12 protein-coding genes and 1 pseudogene are annotated in these 17,163 nt (G+C 64.5%); 7 read left to right on the top strand and 6 right to left on the bottom strand.

Features of this window, described 5'->3' with window-relative positions; all coding sequences use genetic code 11:
• Positions 1-5: 5 nt before the first annotated feature.
• Positions 6-1,259, bottom strand: a complete 1,254-nt coding sequence (locus ABT392_RS13015) for a Xaa-Pro dipeptidase (RefSeq protein ID WP_464970791.1) — start codon at positions 1,257-1,259, stop codon at positions 6-8.
• A 158-nt stretch (positions 1,260-1,417) separates the two neighbouring features.
• Here ABT392_RS13015 and ABT392_RS13010 point away from each other — a divergent pair, with 158 nt between their 5' ends.
• Positions 1,418-2,701 carry an MFS transporter gene (locus tag ABT392_RS13010; protein WP_395385584.1) on the top strand — a complete coding sequence of 428 codons (1,284 nt, stop codon included), beginning with the start codon at positions 1,418-1,420 and terminating at the stop codon, positions 2,699-2,701.
• Here the strand turns inward: ABT392_RS13010 and murI are convergent.
• A complete protein-coding gene (gene murI / locus ABT392_RS13005; protein ID WP_464970790.1) occupies positions 2,698-3,597 on the bottom strand; it encodes a glutamate racemase in 900 nt (299 codons plus the stop codon). The two genes, ABT392_RS13010 and murI, sit on opposite strands and share 4 nt — an antisense overlap.
• A 78-nt stretch (positions 3,598-3,675) precedes the next feature.
• On the opposite strand from murI, the gene ABT392_RS13000 reads away from it, so the two are divergent.
• The 4 genes and pseudogenes from ABT392_RS13000 (at position 3,676) to ABT392_RS12985 (ending at position 8,213) form a co-directional block, all read left to right on the top strand.
• Positions 3,676-4,425 (top strand): electron transfer flavoprotein subunit beta/FixA family protein, encoded by a 750-nt coding sequence (locus ABT392_RS13000; RefSeq protein ID WP_334276266.1) that lies wholly within the window; start codon positions 3,676-3,678, stop codon positions 4,423-4,425.
• A 1-nt stretch (position 4,426) separates the two neighbouring features.
• Entirely contained in the window at positions 4,427-5,359 is a 933-nt protein-coding gene (locus ABT392_RS12995) for an electron transfer flavoprotein subunit alpha/FixB family protein (protein ID WP_334276265.1), read from the top strand.
• An 82-nt stretch (positions 5,360-5,441) separates the two neighbouring features.
• A pseudogene (locus ABT392_RS12990) lies at positions 5,442-7,230 on the top strand (acyl-CoA dehydrogenase).
• Between the two features lie 26 nt (positions 7,231-7,256).
• Entirely contained in the window at positions 7,257-8,213 is a 957-nt protein-coding gene (locus ABT392_RS12985; protein ID WP_334276263.1) for an NAD(P)H-dependent flavin oxidoreductase, read from the top strand.
• 6 nt (positions 8,214-8,219) lie between these two features.
• Here the strand turns inward: ABT392_RS12985 and ABT392_RS12980 are convergent, their stop codons facing one another.
• The 4 genes from ABT392_RS12980 to ABT392_RS12965 all read right to left on the bottom strand — a co-directional run bounded on the left by ABT392_RS12980 (position 8,220) and on the right by ABT392_RS12965 (position 12,623).
• Entirely contained in the window at positions 8,220-9,785 is a 1,566-nt protein-coding gene (locus tag ABT392_RS12980; RefSeq protein WP_395385586.1) for an ABC transporter substrate-binding protein, read from the bottom strand.
• Positions 9,782-11,353 carry an ABC transporter substrate-binding protein gene (locus tag ABT392_RS12975; RefSeq protein WP_334276261.1) on the bottom strand — a complete coding sequence of 524 codons (1,572 nt, stop codon included), beginning with the start codon at positions 11,351-11,353 and terminating at the stop codon, positions 9,782-9,784. Before ABT392_RS12975 ends, ABT392_RS12980 begins: the two co-directional genes overlap by 4 nt.
• A 58-nt stretch (positions 11,354-11,411) precedes the next feature.
• A complete protein-coding gene (locus tag ABT392_RS12970) occupies positions 11,412-11,711 on the bottom strand; it encodes a hypothetical protein (RefSeq protein WP_334276260.1) in 300 nt (99 codons plus the stop codon).
• 69 nt (positions 11,712-11,780) lie between these two features.
• A complete protein-coding gene (locus ABT392_RS12965) occupies positions 11,781-12,623 on the bottom strand; it encodes an isopenicillin N synthase family dioxygenase (RefSeq protein WP_334276259.1) in 843 nt (280 codons plus the stop codon).
• A 381-nt stretch (positions 12,624-13,004) separates the two neighbouring features.
• On the opposite strand from ABT392_RS12965, the gene ABT392_RS12960 reads away from it, so the two are divergent.
• Together ABT392_RS12960 and odhB are read left to right on the top strand one after the other, a co-directional pair.
• A complete protein-coding gene (locus tag ABT392_RS12960; RefSeq protein ID WP_334276486.1) occupies positions 13,005-15,860 on the top strand; it encodes a 2-oxoglutarate dehydrogenase E1 component in 2,856 nt (951 codons plus the stop codon).
• Positions 15,861-15,898: 38 nt separating this feature from the next.
• Positions 15,899-17,158 (top strand): 2-oxoglutarate dehydrogenase complex dihydrolipoyllysine-residue succinyltransferase, encoded by a 1,260-nt coding sequence (odhB, locus tag ABT392_RS12955; protein WP_334276258.1) that lies wholly within the window; start codon positions 15,899-15,901, stop codon positions 17,156-17,158.
• Positions 17,159-17,163 lie beyond the last annotated feature (5 nt).

Below are 17,163 nucleotides of genomic sequence, written 5' to 3'. Positions count from 1 at the left end.
CGGCATCAGCGCTTGGCGCTGCTGGCTTTCACGACTTCGCCGCCCTTCATCACGAAGTCGATGCTGGTGAGCCGGCTGACGTCGGCCAATGGGTCCTGGTGCACCGCAATGATGTCGGCGAACTTGCCGGCCTTCAGGCTGCCGACGCGGTCATCCCAGGCCATCAGCTTTGCCGCCTTGATGGTGGCCGCCTGGATCGCCTGCATCGGCGTCATGCCGTACTTGACCATGTAGGCGAACTGCTTGCCGTTGTCGCCATGCGGATAGACGCCGGAGTCACTGCCGAAGGCCATCGTCGTCCCGGCCTTCCAGGCCTTGGCAAAGCTCTCGCGCTGGGCCTGGCCGATCTGGCGCTCCTTCTCGATGGACTCGGGCAGCATGCCGGCTTTCTCGCCTTCGCTCAGGATGTAGTCGTCGTTGTAGATGTCGAAGACCAGATAGGTGCCTTGCGCCAAGGCGAGCTTGATGCCCTCGTCATCGATCAGGCTGACATGCTCGACAGAGTCGACGCCGGCCTTGATGGCCTCGGTGATGCCGCTCGCGCCATGCGCATGCGCGGCCACTTTGCGGCCCAGCTTGTGCGCCTCCTGCACGATGGCGACCATCTCTTCGGGCGTGTACTGCAGCGCGCCGGGCGTATCGCCCTTGCTGAGCACGCCGCCGGTGGCGCAGATCTTGATCAGATCAGCACCGTACTTGACCATCTCGCGCACTTTGGCACGCGCTGCCCAGGGGCCGTCGGCCACGCCGCGCCCGGTGAACTTGTAGTCGGCGGGCAGCAGGTTGTCGTCGCAATGGCCACCCTGAATGCCTAGCGAATATGCCGAAACTTGCATGCGCGGGCCGATGAAGTCGCCATCGTTGATTGCGTCGCGCAAGGCCACGTCGCCGAAGCCGCTGGCGCCGACGTTGCGCACGGTGGTAAAGCCCGCCAGCAAGGTGAGCTTCGCAGCGCGAACGCCGTAAAGCGCGGCGCGGGTGTCAGAAATGCCAAGCTGCGAATAGCCTTGCTGCCTGGCGTCGACCGTCAGGTGGGTGTGAACGTCGATCAAGCCCGGCATCACTGTGCTGCGGCTCAGGTCAATGACTTGCGCGCCCGCTGGAATCGCGACCTGACTTGCTGCGCCCAGGCTCTTGATCCTCTCGCCTTGCACCAGCAGCACTTGGTCGGTGAGCACGCGGCCGGCTTCGACATCGACAAGACGCCCCGCCTTGATGGCCAGCAGCGGCGGCTCGGCGGCCAGCGCAATTGCAGACATGAGTGCGGTGGCGAGCGCCGCAAGGCGGCTGGGGCGAAGCAAATGCATGAAGGTCTCCGTGACTAGCGCGCGATGATATTCGGCAGGCCGCTGTGCCACACTGCGGGCCGCGTCGCCAGGGCGCTGCAAGGACGCAGGGATCTGCCAAGGAGTCGAGCGTGGGACTGTTTGATCAAAGCCTTCTCAACGACGGCGTGAAGAAGCGCGAGGTCTTCGGCTGGTCGACGTATGACTTCGCCAACTCGGGCTACACGACGGTGGTGCTGACCGCGGTCTACAACGCCTACTTCGTCAGCGTGATCGCCGAGAACAGCCCGTCCGCCACCTTGCTGTGGACGCTCCTGATAGCGGTCTCCAGCCTGATCGTGATGCTGACCATGCCGATGATTGGCGCGCATGCGGATCGCCATGCGGCCAAGAAGCGCCTGCTCTTGATCAGCACCGCCGGCTGCGTGTTCAGCACGATCGGGCTTGGGCTTGCAGGCCGCGGTGAACTGTGGGGTGCAGGTCTTGCGGTCATCGTTTCCAACTGCTGCTATTCCTACGGCGAATCGCTGATCGCCGCATTCCTGCCCGAGCTCGCGCGGCGCGAATCGCTGGGCCGTGTCTCGGGATGGGGTTGGGCCTTTGGCTATTTCGGCGGCATGCTGTCGCTGGGCTTGAGCCTCGCATATGTGCTTCATGCGCAGGCGGCAGGAATTCCGGCCACCGAGTTCGTGCCGATCACGATGTACATCACCGCCGGCATCTATGCGCTGGCGGCGGCGCCGACCTTCGTCCTGCTGCGCGAACGCACAGTTCCCAATGCAGCGCTGCCCAAGGCATCGGGCCTGGCCCCTCTGTGGGCATCCTGGCAGCGGGCGCGCGCCTATCCCGAGTTCCTGCGCTTCCTGGCCTGCGGCACCAGCTACCAGGCCGGCATCTCGGTGGTGATCGCGCTGGCGGCGGTCTATGCCGAACAGGCGTTGGGCTTCAAGCAGGCGCAGACCATGGCGCTGGTGTTCCTGGTCAATATCGCTTCGGCCGTTGGCGCGTTCGGCTTTGGCTATTTCCAGGATCGCGTCGGGCACAAGCATGCACTGGCCATCACGCTGGGCGGCTGGGTCGTGATGGTCAGCATGGCCTATCTGGCACAAGGCCCGGGCCTGTTCTGGGTGGCGGCGGTGATTGCCGGCCTGTGCATGGGCTCCAGTCAGAGTTGCGGCCGCGCATTGGCCGGCTCATTTGCACCGCCAGCCAGCCTGGGTGAGTTCTTCGGCCTGTGGACCTTTGCCACGCGCCTGGCAGCCATCATCGGCCCCTTGAGCTATGGCTTGATCACCTGGATCAGCGGCGGCAACCACCGGTTGGCGATTCTGGGCACCGGCCTTTTCTTCGTGATTGGCTGGCTCATCCTGCGCGGCATCGACATGGAGCGCGGCATGGCCCGCGCCACGCGTTAGACCGAGGCGGGCTCGACAGTCTGGGTTTGCCAGCCCAGCACCTGCTGCACGAAGCGCTGCATGGCAACAGCGTCGCCCGTCGTCTCGATGCGCATGCCGGCGCCGCTCGCGCCATGGGGCCACAAGCGCTGAGCCTGGTGCGCGACAGCGGTTTCGATGTTCAGCATCAGCACTTGTGATCCGAGTGCTGCCTGAAGCTGCTTCTGCACCAAGGGATAGTGGGTGCAGCCCATCAGCACCGTGTCGACCTGGGCTTCGCGCAATGGCGCGCAAAGTTGGTCGATCAAGGCGTTGAGCGCTGGCGATTCGAGATCGCCGGCCTCGATCAGGTCGACAAGCCCAGGGCAGGCCTGGCTGAAGACCTGGGCCTGGCCGGCATGCCTTGCCAGCAGATCTTGATAGCGCGCGCTGGTGATCGTGGCCGGCGTGGCAAGCACGCCAATTCGCGCGGCCTTGCTTACGGCCACGGCGGGCTTGATGCCCGGCTCTGTGCCGACGAAGGGTAGGGAGGGCCAGCGTTGGCGCAAGGCCTGGATCGCGTGGGCCGTCGCGGTGTTGCAGGCGACCACGATCAGTGCGGCGCCGCTCGCCTGGAGGTGCTCGCTCAAGGCCAGGCTGCGGGCCTGGATGAAATCCGGGCTGCGTTGGCCGTAGGGCGCATGAGCGGTGTCGGCGATGTAGTGCAGCGGCACCTCCGGCATTTGCCGACGCAGCTCCCGCAGCACGGTCAAGCCGCCGAGGCCGGAATCGAACACGCCAATGCTGGGAGACGCTGCTGCTTGCTTCATTGAGGGCGGCAGTCTACTTGCAGCCCGAAGCTCGCCGGTGCAGCGATTCTTGTGTTTAAAATCGAACGATCGTGCTATTTTTTTGCGGGCCTGGGCCTCGAAAGACATCAGGGCGACTCTGGCGCACCTGCGGCCACCCGTAGAATCCACTTAACGTTAACGTCAATCAGGCTCTGGAGTGCTGCCATGAAGGTATTGGTCCCCGTCAAACGCGTCGTCGACTACAACGTCAAGGTGCGCGTCAAGAGTGATGGCACAGGCGTGGATATCGCCAATGTGAAGATGTCGATGAACCCCTTCGACGAAATCGCCGTCGAAGAGGCCGTGCGCCTGAAAGAAAAGGGCGTGGTCACCGAGGTGATCGCTGTCTCCTGCGGCGTCACGCAGTGCCAGGAAACCCTGCGCACCGCCATGGCCATCGGCGCCGACCGCGCCATCCTGGTCGAGACCGACGCCGAGCTGCAGCCGCTGGCCGTGGCCAAGATCCTGAAGGCCCTGGTTGACAAGGAGCAGCCCCAGCTGGTGATCCTGGGCAAGCAGGCCATCGACGACGATTGCAACCAGACCGGCCAGATGCTGGCTGCGCTGACCGGCCTGCCGCAAGGCACTTTCGCCTCCAAGGTGGAAGTGGCCGACGGCAAGGTGGCCGTGACCCGCGAGGTGGATGGCGGCCTGGAAACCGTGAGCCTCTCCCTGCCGGCCGTGGTCACCACCGACCTGCGCCTGAACGAGCCGCGCTACGTCACGCTGCCCAACATCATGAAGGCCAAGAAGAAGCAGCTCGACATCGTCAAGCCGGCCGACCTGGGCGTGGACGTGACCCCGCGTATCAAGACGCTGAAGGTCGAGGAGCCTGCCAAGCGCGGCGCTGGCGTCAAGGTGCCGGACGTGGCCACCCTGGTGAACAAGTTGAAGAATGAAGCGAAGGTGATCTGAGATGACTGCTCTGGTAATTGCTGAACACGACAACGCCTCCATCAAGGGCGCCACGCTGAACACCGTCACGGCCGCCGTGGCCTGCGGTGGCGACGTGCACGTGCTGGTGGCCGGCTCGAACGCCACTGCTGCCGCCGCCGCTGCCGCGCAGATCGCCGGCGTGGCCAAGGTGATCCACGCCGACGCCGCCCATCTGGCCGACGGCCTGGCCGAGAACCTGGCCGCCCAGGTGATCGCCATTGCCGGCAGCTACAGCCACATCCTGTTCCCGGCCACGGCCTCGGGCAAGAACGTCGCCCCTCGCGTGGCTGCGCTGCTGGACGTTGCTCAGTTGAGCGACGTCACCAAGGTCGTCAGCGCCGACACCTTCGTGCGCCCGATCTACGCCGGCAACGCCATCGCCACCGTGCAATCGAGCGACGCCACCAAGGTGCTGACCGTGCGCACCACCGGCTTCGACCCGGCCGCCGCCGAGGGTGGCGCCGCTGCCATTGAAACCGTTGCCGGCGCCGCCGACAGTGGCAAGAGCACCTTCGTTGGCCGCGAGGTCACGAAGAGCGACCGCCCCGAGCTGACCGCCGCCAAGATCATCGTCTCGGGTGGCCGCGCCCTGGGTTCGAGCGACAAGTTCAATGAGGTGCTGACGCCGCTGGCCGACAAGCTGGGCGCTGCCCTCGGTGCCTCGCGCGCTGCGGTGGACGCGGGCTACGCGCCGAACGACTGGCAAGTGGGCCAGACCGGCAAGATCGTTGCGCCCCAGCTCTACATCGCCGCCGGCATCAGCGGCGCGATCCAGCATTTGGCCGGCATGAAGGACTCCAAGGTGATCGTCGCGATCAACAAGGATCCGGAAGCCCCGATCTTCTCGGTGGCCGACTACGGCCTTGAGGCTGACCTGTTCACGGCCGTGCCCGAACTGGTCGCCAGCCTGTAATCACGTTTCCCCGAGAGAGACAGCCTCACAGGCGCCGCCTCCCCAAGGGTTGCGGCGCCTTTTCGTATCTGGAGACCAAGCCATGAGCTACCGCGCCCCCGTCAAAGACATGCTGTTCGACATGCAGCATCTCGCCGGCCTGCAGACCCTGACCGAGCAGATTCCCGCCTTCGCTGACTACGGTGTCGACACCGCGCAGGCAGTGCTCGAGGAATGTGCCAAGCTCAATGAAGACGTGGTGGCACCCACCAACGTCGAAGGCGACAAGAACCCCTCTTACTGGAAGGACGGCAATGTCTTCACCAGCAAGGGCTTCAAGGAGGCCTTCCGCCAGTTCGCCGAAGGCGGCTGGCAAGGCCTGCAGCATCCGGCCGAGTACGGCGGCCAGGCGCTGCCCAAGACCATTGGCGCCGCCTGTGGCGAGATGGTCAACAGCGCCAACCTGAGCTTCGCGCTGTGCCCGCTGCTGACGGATGGCGCGATTGAAGCGCTGCTGACGGCCGGCTCCGACGAGCAGAAGTCCACCTACATCCCGCACCTGATCGACGGCAGCTGGACGGGCACGATGAACCTCACCGAGCCGCAAGCCGGCTCGGACCTGGCGGCCGTGCGCACCCGCGCCGAACCGCAGGCGGACGGCACCTACAAGATCTTCGGCACCAAGATCTTCATCACCTATGGCGAGCACGACATGGCCGAGAACATCGTCCATCTGGTGCTGGCCCGCGTGGTCGGAGCGCCCGAAGGCGTGAAGGGCATCAGCCTCTTCATCGTGCCGAAGTTCATGGTCAATGCCGATGGCTCGCTGGGTGCGCGCAATGATGCGCATTGCGTGTCGATCGAGCACAAGATGGGCATCAAGGCGAGCCCGACGGCCGTGCTGCAGTTCGGCGATCATGGCGGCGCCGTGGGCTATTTGGTCGGCCAGGAAAACCGCGGCCTCGAGTACATGTTCGTGATGATGAACGCGGCCCGCTTCGGCGTGGGCGTGCAGGGCATTGCGGTTGCCGAGCGCTCGTACCAGCATGCGGTGGCCTATGCGCGTGACCGCGTGCAATCGCGCCCGGTCGATGGCTCCAAGCCCGGTGCCGCCACCATCATTCATCACCCCGATGTGCGCCGCATGCTGATGACGATGCGCTCGCTGACCGAAGGCTCGCGTGCGATGTCCATCGTCGCTGCCGCAGCCTATGACGCGGCCCATCACCATGAAGACGCCGAGACGCGCAAGCAGAACCAGGCTTTCTATGAATTCATGGTGCCCCTGGTCAAGGGCTACAGCACCGAGATGAGCCTGGAGGTGACGGACCTCGGCGTGCAGGTGCATGGCGGCATGGGCTTCATCGAGGAAACCGGCGCGGCCCAGTACTACCGAGAACGCCAAGATCCTGACCATCTACGAAGGTACGACCGCCATTCAGGCCAATGACCTGGTAGGTCGCAAGACCACGCGCGATGGCGGCACGCTGGCCAAGGCCGTGGCGGCGCAGGTCGAGAAGACCGAGGGCGAGCTGGCTGCGCGCAGCAGCGCTGCATCGCAGTCAGTGGCCAAGCGCTTGAAAGCGGCTCGCGAGGCCTATCTGCAATCGGTGGACTTCATTGCCGCGCAAGGCAAGGCCAACCCGAACGCGGCCTACTCGGGCTCGGTGCCCTACCTGATGCTGGCTGGCAACCTGGTGGCCGGCTGGCAGCTGGCGCGCTCGCTGATCGTGGCGGAAGACATGCTCGGCGAGGACGCCGAATTCATGGCCGCCAAGATCGCTACCGCGCGCTTCTACGCAGAGCACATCCTGCCGCGCTGCGGCGCGCTGCGCGATGCCATCGTCGAAGGCGCGGACAGCGTCACCGCGATGGCCCTGGACTCCTTCTAAGCGCCTTTCAGAACCCGGAGCTGTACGTGGCCCTGCCCCCCATCCTGCAAAACCTGCCGCTGCCCATCATCGGCTCGCCCTTGTTCATCATCAGCAATCCCAAGCTGGTGATTGCCCAGTGCAAGGCCGGCGTGGTCGGCTCGATGCCGGCACTCAATGCGCGCCCAGCCGAGCTGCTCGAAGAGTGGTTGATCGAGATCACCACCGAGCTGGCGGCCTACAACGCGGCCAACCCGGACAAGCCGGCTGCGCCCTTCGCGATCAACCAGATCGTGCACAAGAGCAATGACCGGCTTGAGCACGACATGGCCCTGTGCGCAAAGTACAAGGTGCCCATCATCATCACCAGCCTCGGCGCGCGCGAAGACGTGAACGCGGCGGTGCATGCATGGGGCGGCATCGTGCTGCACGACATCATCAACAACAAGTTCGCGAAGAAGGCCATCGAGAAAGGCGCCGACGGCCTGATCGCCGTGGCTGCAGGCGCTGGCGGCCATGCCGGCGTGAAGAGCCCGTTCGCGCTGATCCAGGAGATCCGCGAATGGTTCGACGGCCCGCTGGCGCTGTCGGGCTCGATGGCCACGGGCGATGCGGTGCTGGCCGCGCAAGCGATGGGCGCCGACTTCGCGTACATCGGTTCTGCCTTTATTGCCACAGAAGAGGCGCGCGCGCCGGCCGAGTACAAGCAGATGATCGTCGACAGCAACAGCGACGACATCGTCTACAGCAGCCTGTTCACCGGCGTGCACGGCAACTACCTGCGTGGCTCCATCGTGGCCTCCGGCATGGACCCGGAAAACCTGCCCGAAGGCGATGTGAAGACCATGGACTTCGGCGGCGCTGGTGCCAAGAAAGCCTGGAAGGACATCTGGGGCAGTGGTCAGGGCATCGGCGCGGTGCGCGAGGTGGTGCCTGCGGCGCAACTGGTGCAGCGCCTGGCACGCGAATACCAGGCGGCGCGCAAGCGACTGAGTCTCAGCTGAACTGAATCACTTGACGTATGTGCGCCAGCTCAGCGGGCTGTCGTTGGCGCGGTGCGGCGCCTCGATATTGGCCCGCATGGCCCAAGGCCGCATCTGGTGATGCAGGGGGATGAATAACACCTCGTCCCGCACGCGCAGCAGCGCCTCGCGGATCTGGGCGTTGCGCTTGGCCACATCGGTCTCGACCTTCATTGCATCGACCAGCTGGTCGATCCTGGCGTCGCTGACCTTGGAGAAGTTGGAGTGGCCATCAGGCCCGGTCGTGCGGGTGCGGATGATGTCCTGCAGCGTGTACTGGCCATCGAAGGTGGCCACACCCCAGCCCAGCAGATAGAGCGCCGCCTCGCCGCGCTGGTAGGTCTGGGTGTGCTGCGACCAGGGCGCGGCGATCAGGCGCGCCTTGATGTCCAGCTTGGCCCACATCGAGACGACGGCGACGCAAGTCTCCTCGTCGTTCACATAGCGGTTGTTGGGGCAATGGAAGGGCACTTCGAAGCCCGAGCCATACCCTGCCTCGGTCAGCAGTGCCTTGGCGCGCGCGAGGTCGGGCTTTGCCGGCGTGTCGATGTCCGGCGTGTTGCCGTTGACGCTGGGCGGCACCATCAGCGCCGCAGGGATCGAGTGGCCGCGCATGATGGTGCGCTTGATCGCCTCGCGGTCGATGGCAATGGACAGGGCCTCGCGCACCCGCTTGTCCTTGAACGGGTTCTTGCCCTTGACGCTGGCGCCCCTGAGTTCGTCGCTGCCCAAGTCCATGGCGATGAAGATGGTGCGGTTCTCGGCGCCCTCGATCACTTTCAGGCGCGCATCGGTGCGCAGCTTGGCCACGTCCTGCGTGGGCAGGTCGGTGAGCAGGTCCACGTCGCCCGCCAGCAGCGCCGCCACGCGGGTCGAGTCTGACTTGATCGGAAGGTAGCTGATCTCGGTCACGTTGCCGCGGTTCTTGAGGTCCCACCAGTCTTCATTGGCCACCATGGACATCTTCTGGTCGGGCTGCCAGCTGACGATCTTGTAGGGCCCGGTACCCATCGCATTGCGCGAGGCGTAGCTGTCTTCCTTGGCCTTGTAGTCCTGGGTGTTCTGCGCCTTGTTCTTCTCGGCCCAGCTCTTCGACATGATGCGGAAGTTCGGCAGGTTGCGCAGCAGCAGCGGCGTGGGTGCAGAGAGCACCAGGTCGATCGTGTGGCTGTCTATCTTCTTCACCTCCTTGATGCCGGTGACGTAGATCTGCATATTGCCCTGGGGCTGCATCACGCGGCCGTGGCTGAAGACCACGTCGTCGGCCGTGAAGGGTGAGCCGTCGTGGAACTTCACACCCTTGCGCAGCTCGAAGCGCCACAGCGTGGGCGAGAGCATGGTCCATTTGGTGGCCAGGCAGGGCTCGGGCTCGTACTTGGCATCCAGCCGGGTGAGGCCTTCGTAGGCATGGGCCATCAGGCTGGTGGTGGTGCTGTGGTTCTGCGAGTGCGGATCCAATGTCAGCACGTCGTTCTGCGCGGCCCAGCGCAGGGGCGCAGCGGACGCGCAGGTGGATGCAAGCAGGGCGACAGCGAAGAGCAGTGAAGTTTTCATGGCTTGATGTTCGCAAAGCGGGCTTCGGGTCTATCGTCAGGCCGATGCACCGTTTCGACATTGGCGCGCATGGCCCAGGGGCGGATCTGGTGATGGATGGGGATGAACAGGTGTTCATCCCGCACTCGGGTCAACGCTTCCTTGATCAGCGCATTGCGCTTGGCTGCGTCGACCTCGACCTTCATCGCGTCGATCAAGTGATCGAGCTTGGCGTCGCTGACCTTGGCGTAGTTGAAGCTGCCGTCCGGCCCGCTGGTGCGGGTGTGCGTGATCGCCTGCAAGGTGAACTGTGCGTCCCCGGTGGGCACGCCCCAGCCAAGCATGTAGAGCGGCGTCTCGTAGCGCTGGAAGGCCAGGCTGTGCTGCGACATCGGCTGGGCAGCGAGTCGGGCCTGCACGCCGATCTTGGCCCACATCGAGACGATGGCGACGCAGATCTCCTCATCGTTGACGTAGCGGTTGTTTGGGCAGTTCAAGGGAACTTCGAAGCCGGAGCCGTAGCCTGCTTCTGCCAGCAGCGCCTTGGCGCGCGCTATGTCTGCCTTGGGAGCGGCGTCAAGTTCGGGCGTGTTGCCGTTGACACCGGGCGGCACCAGCAGAGCGGCCGGGATGGACATGCCACGCATGATGTTGCGCTTGATCGCTTCGCGGTCGATGGCGATGCCCAGCGCCTCGCGCACACGCTTGTCCTTGAACGGATTCTTGCCCCTGACGCTTGAGCCCTTGAGCTCATCGCTGCCCTGATCCAAGGCGAGAAAGATGGTGCGGGTCTCGGGCCCTTCGATCATCTTGAGCCTCGGGTCGGCCTTCAGGCGCGCCACATCCTGGGTAGGCAGGTCGGTGAGGATATCGACTCCGCCGGAGAGCAGGGCGGCCACGCGAGTGGCGTCCGACTTGATCGGCAGGTACTGCACCTCGGTGATGTTGTTGCGGTGCTGGTCCCACCAGCCGGCGTGGCGCTCCATCGTCACCACCTGATCGGGCTTCCAGCCGGTGATCCTGTACGGGCCGGTGCCCATCACATGGCGCGAGGCGTAGTTGTCTTCCTTGCTCTTGTAGTCCTGCACATTGACCGACTTGTTCTTCTCGGCCCAGGGCTTGCTGACGATGCGGAAGTCGACGATGTTCCTCAAGAGCAGCGGGCTGGGCGCATCCAGCAACATCTCGATCTCGTGCTCGCCGAGCTTGCGGATCTCCTTGATGCCGGTGACGTAGATCTGCATCGTGCCCTGGGGCTGGCGGATGCGGTTGAAGCTGAACACCACGTCGTCGGCGGTGAACGGCGTGCCGTCGTGGAACTTGACACCCTTGCGCAGCTCGAAGCGCACCTGGGTCGGCGAGATGAAGGTCCACTTCGTGGCCAGGGCAGGTTCAAGCTCGTACTTGGGGCCGTAGCGGGTCAGGCCTTCGTAGGCATGCATCAGGATGGCGGTGGTCGTCGTGTGGTTCTGCGAATGCGGATCCATCGACAGGATGTCGTTCTGCGCGCCCCAGCGCAGCGTGGCTGCCTGGGTACCCATGGCGATGCCAAGGGCCAGCAGGGCAGCGAACTTCCAGGTCTTTGGCACAGGCTCACTCCATCCATTCATTGACGATGGATGCTAGCGGCCGACCCTCAGGCAAAGGCTAGGGCTTGCCCGGGGCGCTGGCCTCGAAGTCGGCGTCGCAGCCGGCACCGGCGGCAATCCAGCGTTGCATCAGCTTGTTCACGGGCCAAGGCGCGGCAAGCAGGGCACCACAGACATACCGGCACGCCGCTTCATCCCAGCGAAGTGCCACGCAGGCACCGTGCCGCTTCAGGCTCAGCAGCATGCCGACCGGGCAGGGTTCGGCCAGGCAGCAGACGCCGCAGCCATTGCAGGGCGCACCAAAGGCGGGCTTTGGCGGGGCTTGCGGCTGTATCAGGATGACGCGTTGCTGGGCCATGCCGCAATGTAGCGGTGCCAATAAGAAACGCCGCTTCGATGAAGCGGCGTTTGACCGGGCAGAAGTCGTCTACTTCTTGACGCCCAGCTCACGCAGGCGCTCTTCCAGATAGCTGTGGGCGGTGTAGCGGTCCGACAGCACCACCTCGTTGCGCGGGTGCAGGAAAAGCGGCAGCGAGACGCGGCTCTTCTTGGCACCTTCGCCGGTCGGGTTGACCACGCGGTGCTGGGTCGAGGGGTAATAGCCCGCGGAAGCCTCCTGCAGCATGTCGCCGATATTGATGATCAGCATGCCGAAGTCGCAAGGCACATCGAACCATGCTCCGTCCATGCCTTGCACCTGCAGGCCGGGCTCATTGGCGGCGGGCAGGATGGTGAGTAAGTTGATGTCGCCATGTGCGGCTGCGCGAATCGAGCCGGCCGGCTCGTTGCCGGTCAGCGGCGGGTAGCGCAGCACGCGCAGCAGGGTCTGTGTGCTGTCCTTGATCATGTGGGACAGCGGCTCGCGGTAGCTCTTGGCGATCTCGGGTGGCGTGTAGCGCTCGACCCAGGACAGCAGTTCTGCAGCCAGCTCATTGGCCTGCTTGTAGTAGGAGTCCGCATCTGCCTTCAATTGAGCCGGCACCCGGCCCCAGGGGTAGATGTGGAAGTACTCCTTGATGTCCTTCTGCGTCGCGCCCTTGGCGGTCTCAGAGATCTCGGTGGAGAAGTAGCCGTCCTGCTTTTCCTTGGAGAAGGCGAACTGGTGCTTCTCTTCTGTGCCGAAGAAGGCGAGCCAGTCGGCGTAGATCTTCTCGACCAGGGCCTGCTGGATCGGATGGTTGATCAGCACGCCGAAGCCGGTTTCGTGCAGCGAGCGGGTGAATTGTTCCGCGGCGTCTGCGGCGCGGTAGTCGACGACTCGAACTTGCATGGGAACTCCTGATCTGTGTCCCGACGGCAGGCCATTCAAAGGCGGGGCCTGACCGTGCAGGGACGAAGTCTAGGCCATGGCAGCTTGGATCGCAAACGTTTGGCGCCTCCGCAGGCATGAAGGCGAGCCTTGTCTGGCAGCGGGCATGAGATGAGCGGTGGAAGCTAGCCAATGCCAAATCCTGCCGCACAAATCGGGTCGCCGGGGTCGGTCTGGAGCGGCTGGCAGTGCTAAAGTGCGTGCCCTGAGACTTATGGTCCTTCCCGTCCCTTTTGCCCGCAACAGCAAAGGTGGGTCGCAATCCGCCAATCGGTCGAGCCGTGTCGCGGAAGGTTTATCAACCAGCCAAATCCCTGGAAGCCGGGGTAAGAGGTGAGCGAAATGATGCAGCAATACAGGTCCAACTCGTACCTGTTCGGGGGCAATGCACCCTACGTCGAAGAGATGTACGAGGCCTACCTCGACAACCCGGGCTCCGTGCCCGACAACTGGCGTGCGTATTTCGATGCGCTCCAACATGTCCCCGCGACGGATGGCACCGAGGCCCGCGATGTGGCCCATGCGCCGGTCATCGAATCGTTCGCGCAGCGCGCCAAGGCCAACGCCTTCGCCAACAAGGCCAGCAGCGCCGATCTCGCCGTTGCCCGCAAGCAGGTTCACGTTCAGTCGCTGATCGCGGCCTACCGCTTCCTCGGCAATCGCTGGGCGGAGCTGGACCCCCTCAAGCGCGCCGAGCGCCCCAAGATTCCCGAACTCGACCCTGCGTTCTATGACCTGACCGAGTCCGACATGGACATCTCGTTCAGCGCCGTGAACAGCTATTTCGGTGGCGAGACCATGACCCTGCGCGAGATCGTGCAGGCGCTGCGTGAAACCTACTGCGGTTCCATCGGCGCCGAGTTCATGCACGGCTCCGACCCGGCCGAGAAGCGCTGGTGGCAGGAGCGCCTGGAAAAGGCCCGCAGCAAGCCCAGCTTCAGCGCCGAGAAGAAGAAGGCGATCCTGGAGCGCCTGACGGCCGCCGAAGGCCTGGAGCGCTATCTGCACACCAAGTACGTCGGCCAGAAACGCTTCTCGCTGGAAGGCGGCGAGAGCTTCATCGCCGCGATGGACGAACTGATCAAGCGCGGCGGCGAGCGCGGCGTGCAGGAAATCGTCATCGGCATGGCCCACCGCGGCCGCCTGAATGTGCTGGTGAACACGCTGGGCAAGATGCCCAAGGATCTGTTCGCCGAGTTCGAGCACAAGGCTTCCGAGGACCTGCCCGCCGGTGACGTGAAGTACCACCAGGGCTTCAGCTCCGACGTGTCCACCGCGGGCGGCCCGGTCCACTTGTCGCTGGCCTTCAACCCGTCCCACCTGGAAATCGTCAACCCGGTCGTGGAAGGCAGCGTGCGCGCCCGTCAGGATCGCCGTGGCGACACTGCTGGTGCCCAGGTGCTGCCGGTGCTGGTGCACGGTGACGCGGCCTTCGGTGGCCAGGGCGTCGTGCAGGAAACGCTGGCCATGGCCCAGACCCGTGGCTATCGCACCGGCGGCACGGTCCACATCGTCATCAACAACCAGATCGGCTTCACCACCAGCGACCCGCGCGACCTGCGCTCGACCTGGTACTGCTCCGACGTCGTCAAGATGATCGAGGCGCCGGTGCTGCACGTGAATGGCGATGACCCGGAAGCCGTCGTGTGGGCCACGCAGCTGGCGATGGACTACCGCGCCGAGTTCAAGAAGGACGTGGTCCTCGATATCGTCTGCTTCCGCAAGCTGGGCCATAACGAGCAGGACACCCCGGCCCTGACCCAGCCGCTGATGTACAAGAAGATCGGTGCCCACCCTGGCACCCGCAAGGTCTACGCCGACAAGCTGGTCGCGCAGAACGTGCTGAGCGCCGAAGGTCCGGACGAGATGATCAAGGCGTACCGTGCGGCCATGGACGAAGGCCGTCACACGGTCGATCCGGTGCTGACCAACTTCAAGAGCAAGTTCGCCACCGACTGGTCGCCCTTCCTGGGCAAGAAGTGGACGGACAGCTGCGACACCGCCATTCCCGCCACCGAATGGAAGCGCCTGGCTGAAAAGCTGACGACGCTGCCCAAGGACTTTGCGGCTCACAACCTGGTGCAGAAACTCTACGCCGACCGCGCTGCGATGGGCCGTGGCGAGACCAATGTGGACTGGGGCATGGGCGAATCGATGGCGTTTGCATCGCTGGTCGCGTCGGGTTATCCGGTGCGCCTGTCTGGCGAGGACAGCGGCCGCGGCACCTTCACCCACCGCCATGCGGTCATGCACGACCAGAACCGTGCGAACTGGGATGACGGCACCTACATCCCGCTGCAGAACGTTGCCGACGGCCAGGCTCCGTTCACCGTCATCGACTCCATCCTGTCGGAAGAGGCGGTGCTGGGCTTCGAGTACGGCTACGCCGCAGCAGAGCCGAACACGCTGACCATCTGGGAAGCCCAGTTCGGCGACTTCGTCAACGGCGCGCAGGTCGTCATCGACCAGTTCATCGCCTCCGGCGAAGTGAAGTGGGGCCGCTCCAACGGCCTGACGATGATGCTGCCGCACGGCTATGAAGGCCAGGGCCCCGAGCACAGCTCGGCCCGCCTGGAGCGCTTCATGCAGCTGGCTGCAGACAACAACATGCAGATCGTGCAGCCGACCAATGCGGCCCAGATCTTCCATGTGTTGCGCCGCCAGATGCTGCGCATGTTCCGCAAGCCGCTGGTCATCATGACGCCGAAGAGCCTGCTGCGCGCCAAGGACGCCACCTCGCCGCTGACTGACTTCACCAAGGGTGAATTCAAGACGGTGATCGGGGAGCAGGATGCCGGCATCGACGCCGCCAAGGTCAAGCGCGTGATCGCCTGCTCTGGCAAGGTCTACTACGACCTGGTCAAGAAGCGCGATGAGAAGAAGGCCAGCGACGTTGCGGTGATCCGCGTCGAGCAGCTCTATCCCTTCCCGCACAAGGCTTTCGCCGCCGAGATCAAGAAGTACCCGAACGCGACCGACATCGTGTGGTGCCAGGACGAGCCGCAGAACCAGGGTGCCTGGTTCTTCGTGCAGCACTACATCCACGAGAACATGCTTGACGGCCAGAAGCTCGGTTTCGCCGGCCGCCCGGCCTCGGCATCGCCGGCCTGCGGTTATGCGCACCTGCACCAGGAACAGCAGAAGGCCCTGCTGGATCAGGCCTTCGCGAAGCTCAAGGGCTTCATCCTGACCAAGTGAGCCGGCCTCGGTACTGAACAGAATCGAAAGAACAAATCATGGCAATCGTAGAAGTCAAAGTCCCCCAGTTGTCCGAGTCCGTTGCCGAAGGCACGCTGCTGACCTGGAAGAAGAAGCCCGGTGAAGCCGTGGCTGTCGATGAAATCCTGGTCGAGATCGAAACCGACAAGGTCGTGCTGGAAGTGCCGGCGCCCTCCGCCGGTGTCATGGCTGAAATCGTCAAGGCCGACGGCTCCAGCGTCGTCAGCGAAGAAGTTATCGCGCGCATCGACAGCGAAGGCAAGGCCGGTGCTGTGGCCGCTCCTGCCGCCGCTGCTGGCCCTGCTGCGCCGCCGCCGGCCGCTCCTGCGCCGGCCGCTGCCGGCAAGGGTGATGTGGCCATGCCCGCCGCTGCCAAGCTGCTGGCCGACAACAATCTGTCGACCGGCGATGTTTCCGGCACCGGCAAGGACGGCCGTGTCACCAAGGGTGATGTGCTGGCCGCCGTGGCTGGTGGCGCCAAGGCTGCTGTCGCCGCTCCGGTGGCTGTCGCCGCTGCGCCCGCCGTGGCCAAGCCGCTGCCGGCGGTTGCCGCACCGATCTCGCAAAACCTGGGCGATCGCCCCGAGCAGCGCGTGCCGATGACGCGCCTGCGTGCTCGCGTCGCCGAGCGCCTGCTGCAATCGCAATCGACCAACGCCATCCTGACCACGTTCAATGAAGTGAACATGGCCCCGGTGATGGAGATGCGCAAGAAGTTCCAGGAGAAGTTCGAGAAGGAACACGGCGTCAAGCTGGGCTTCATGAGCTTCTTCGTCAAGGCTGCTGTCGCTGCCCTGAAGAAGTACCCGGTGCTGAACGCCTCGGTCGACGGCAACGACATCGTCTACCACGGCTACTTCGACATCGGCATCGCTGTCGGCTCGCCGCGCGGCCTGGTGGTGCCCATCATCCGCAATGCGGACCAGATGAGCTTTGCCGACATCGAGAAGAAGATTGCCGAGTTCGGTCAGAAGGCCAAGGAAGGCAAGATCTCCCTGGACGACCTGACCGGCGGCACCTTCTCGATCTCCAACGGCGGCACCTTCGGCTCCATGCTGTCGACGCCCATCATCAACCCGCCGCAGTCGGCCATCCTGGGCGTGCACGCCACCAAGGACCGCGCCGTGGTCGAGAACGGCCAGGTAGTCGTGCGCCCGATCAACTACCTGGCGATGTCGTATGACCACCGCATCATCGACGGCCGCGAAGCCGTGCTGGGTCTGGTCACGATGAAGGAGGCGCTGGAAGATCCGGCCCGCCTGCTGTTCGACATCTAAGCCGA

Origin of the sequence: Paucibacter sp. JuS9, from assembly GCF_044043925.2 — a bacterium.
Taxonomy (GTDB): Bacteria; Pseudomonadota; Gammaproteobacteria; order Burkholderiales; family Burkholderiaceae_C; genus JAUASW01.
Note: the sequence above shows the minus strand (reverse complement) of the source record. Positions and strands in the feature narration are given on the sequence as shown.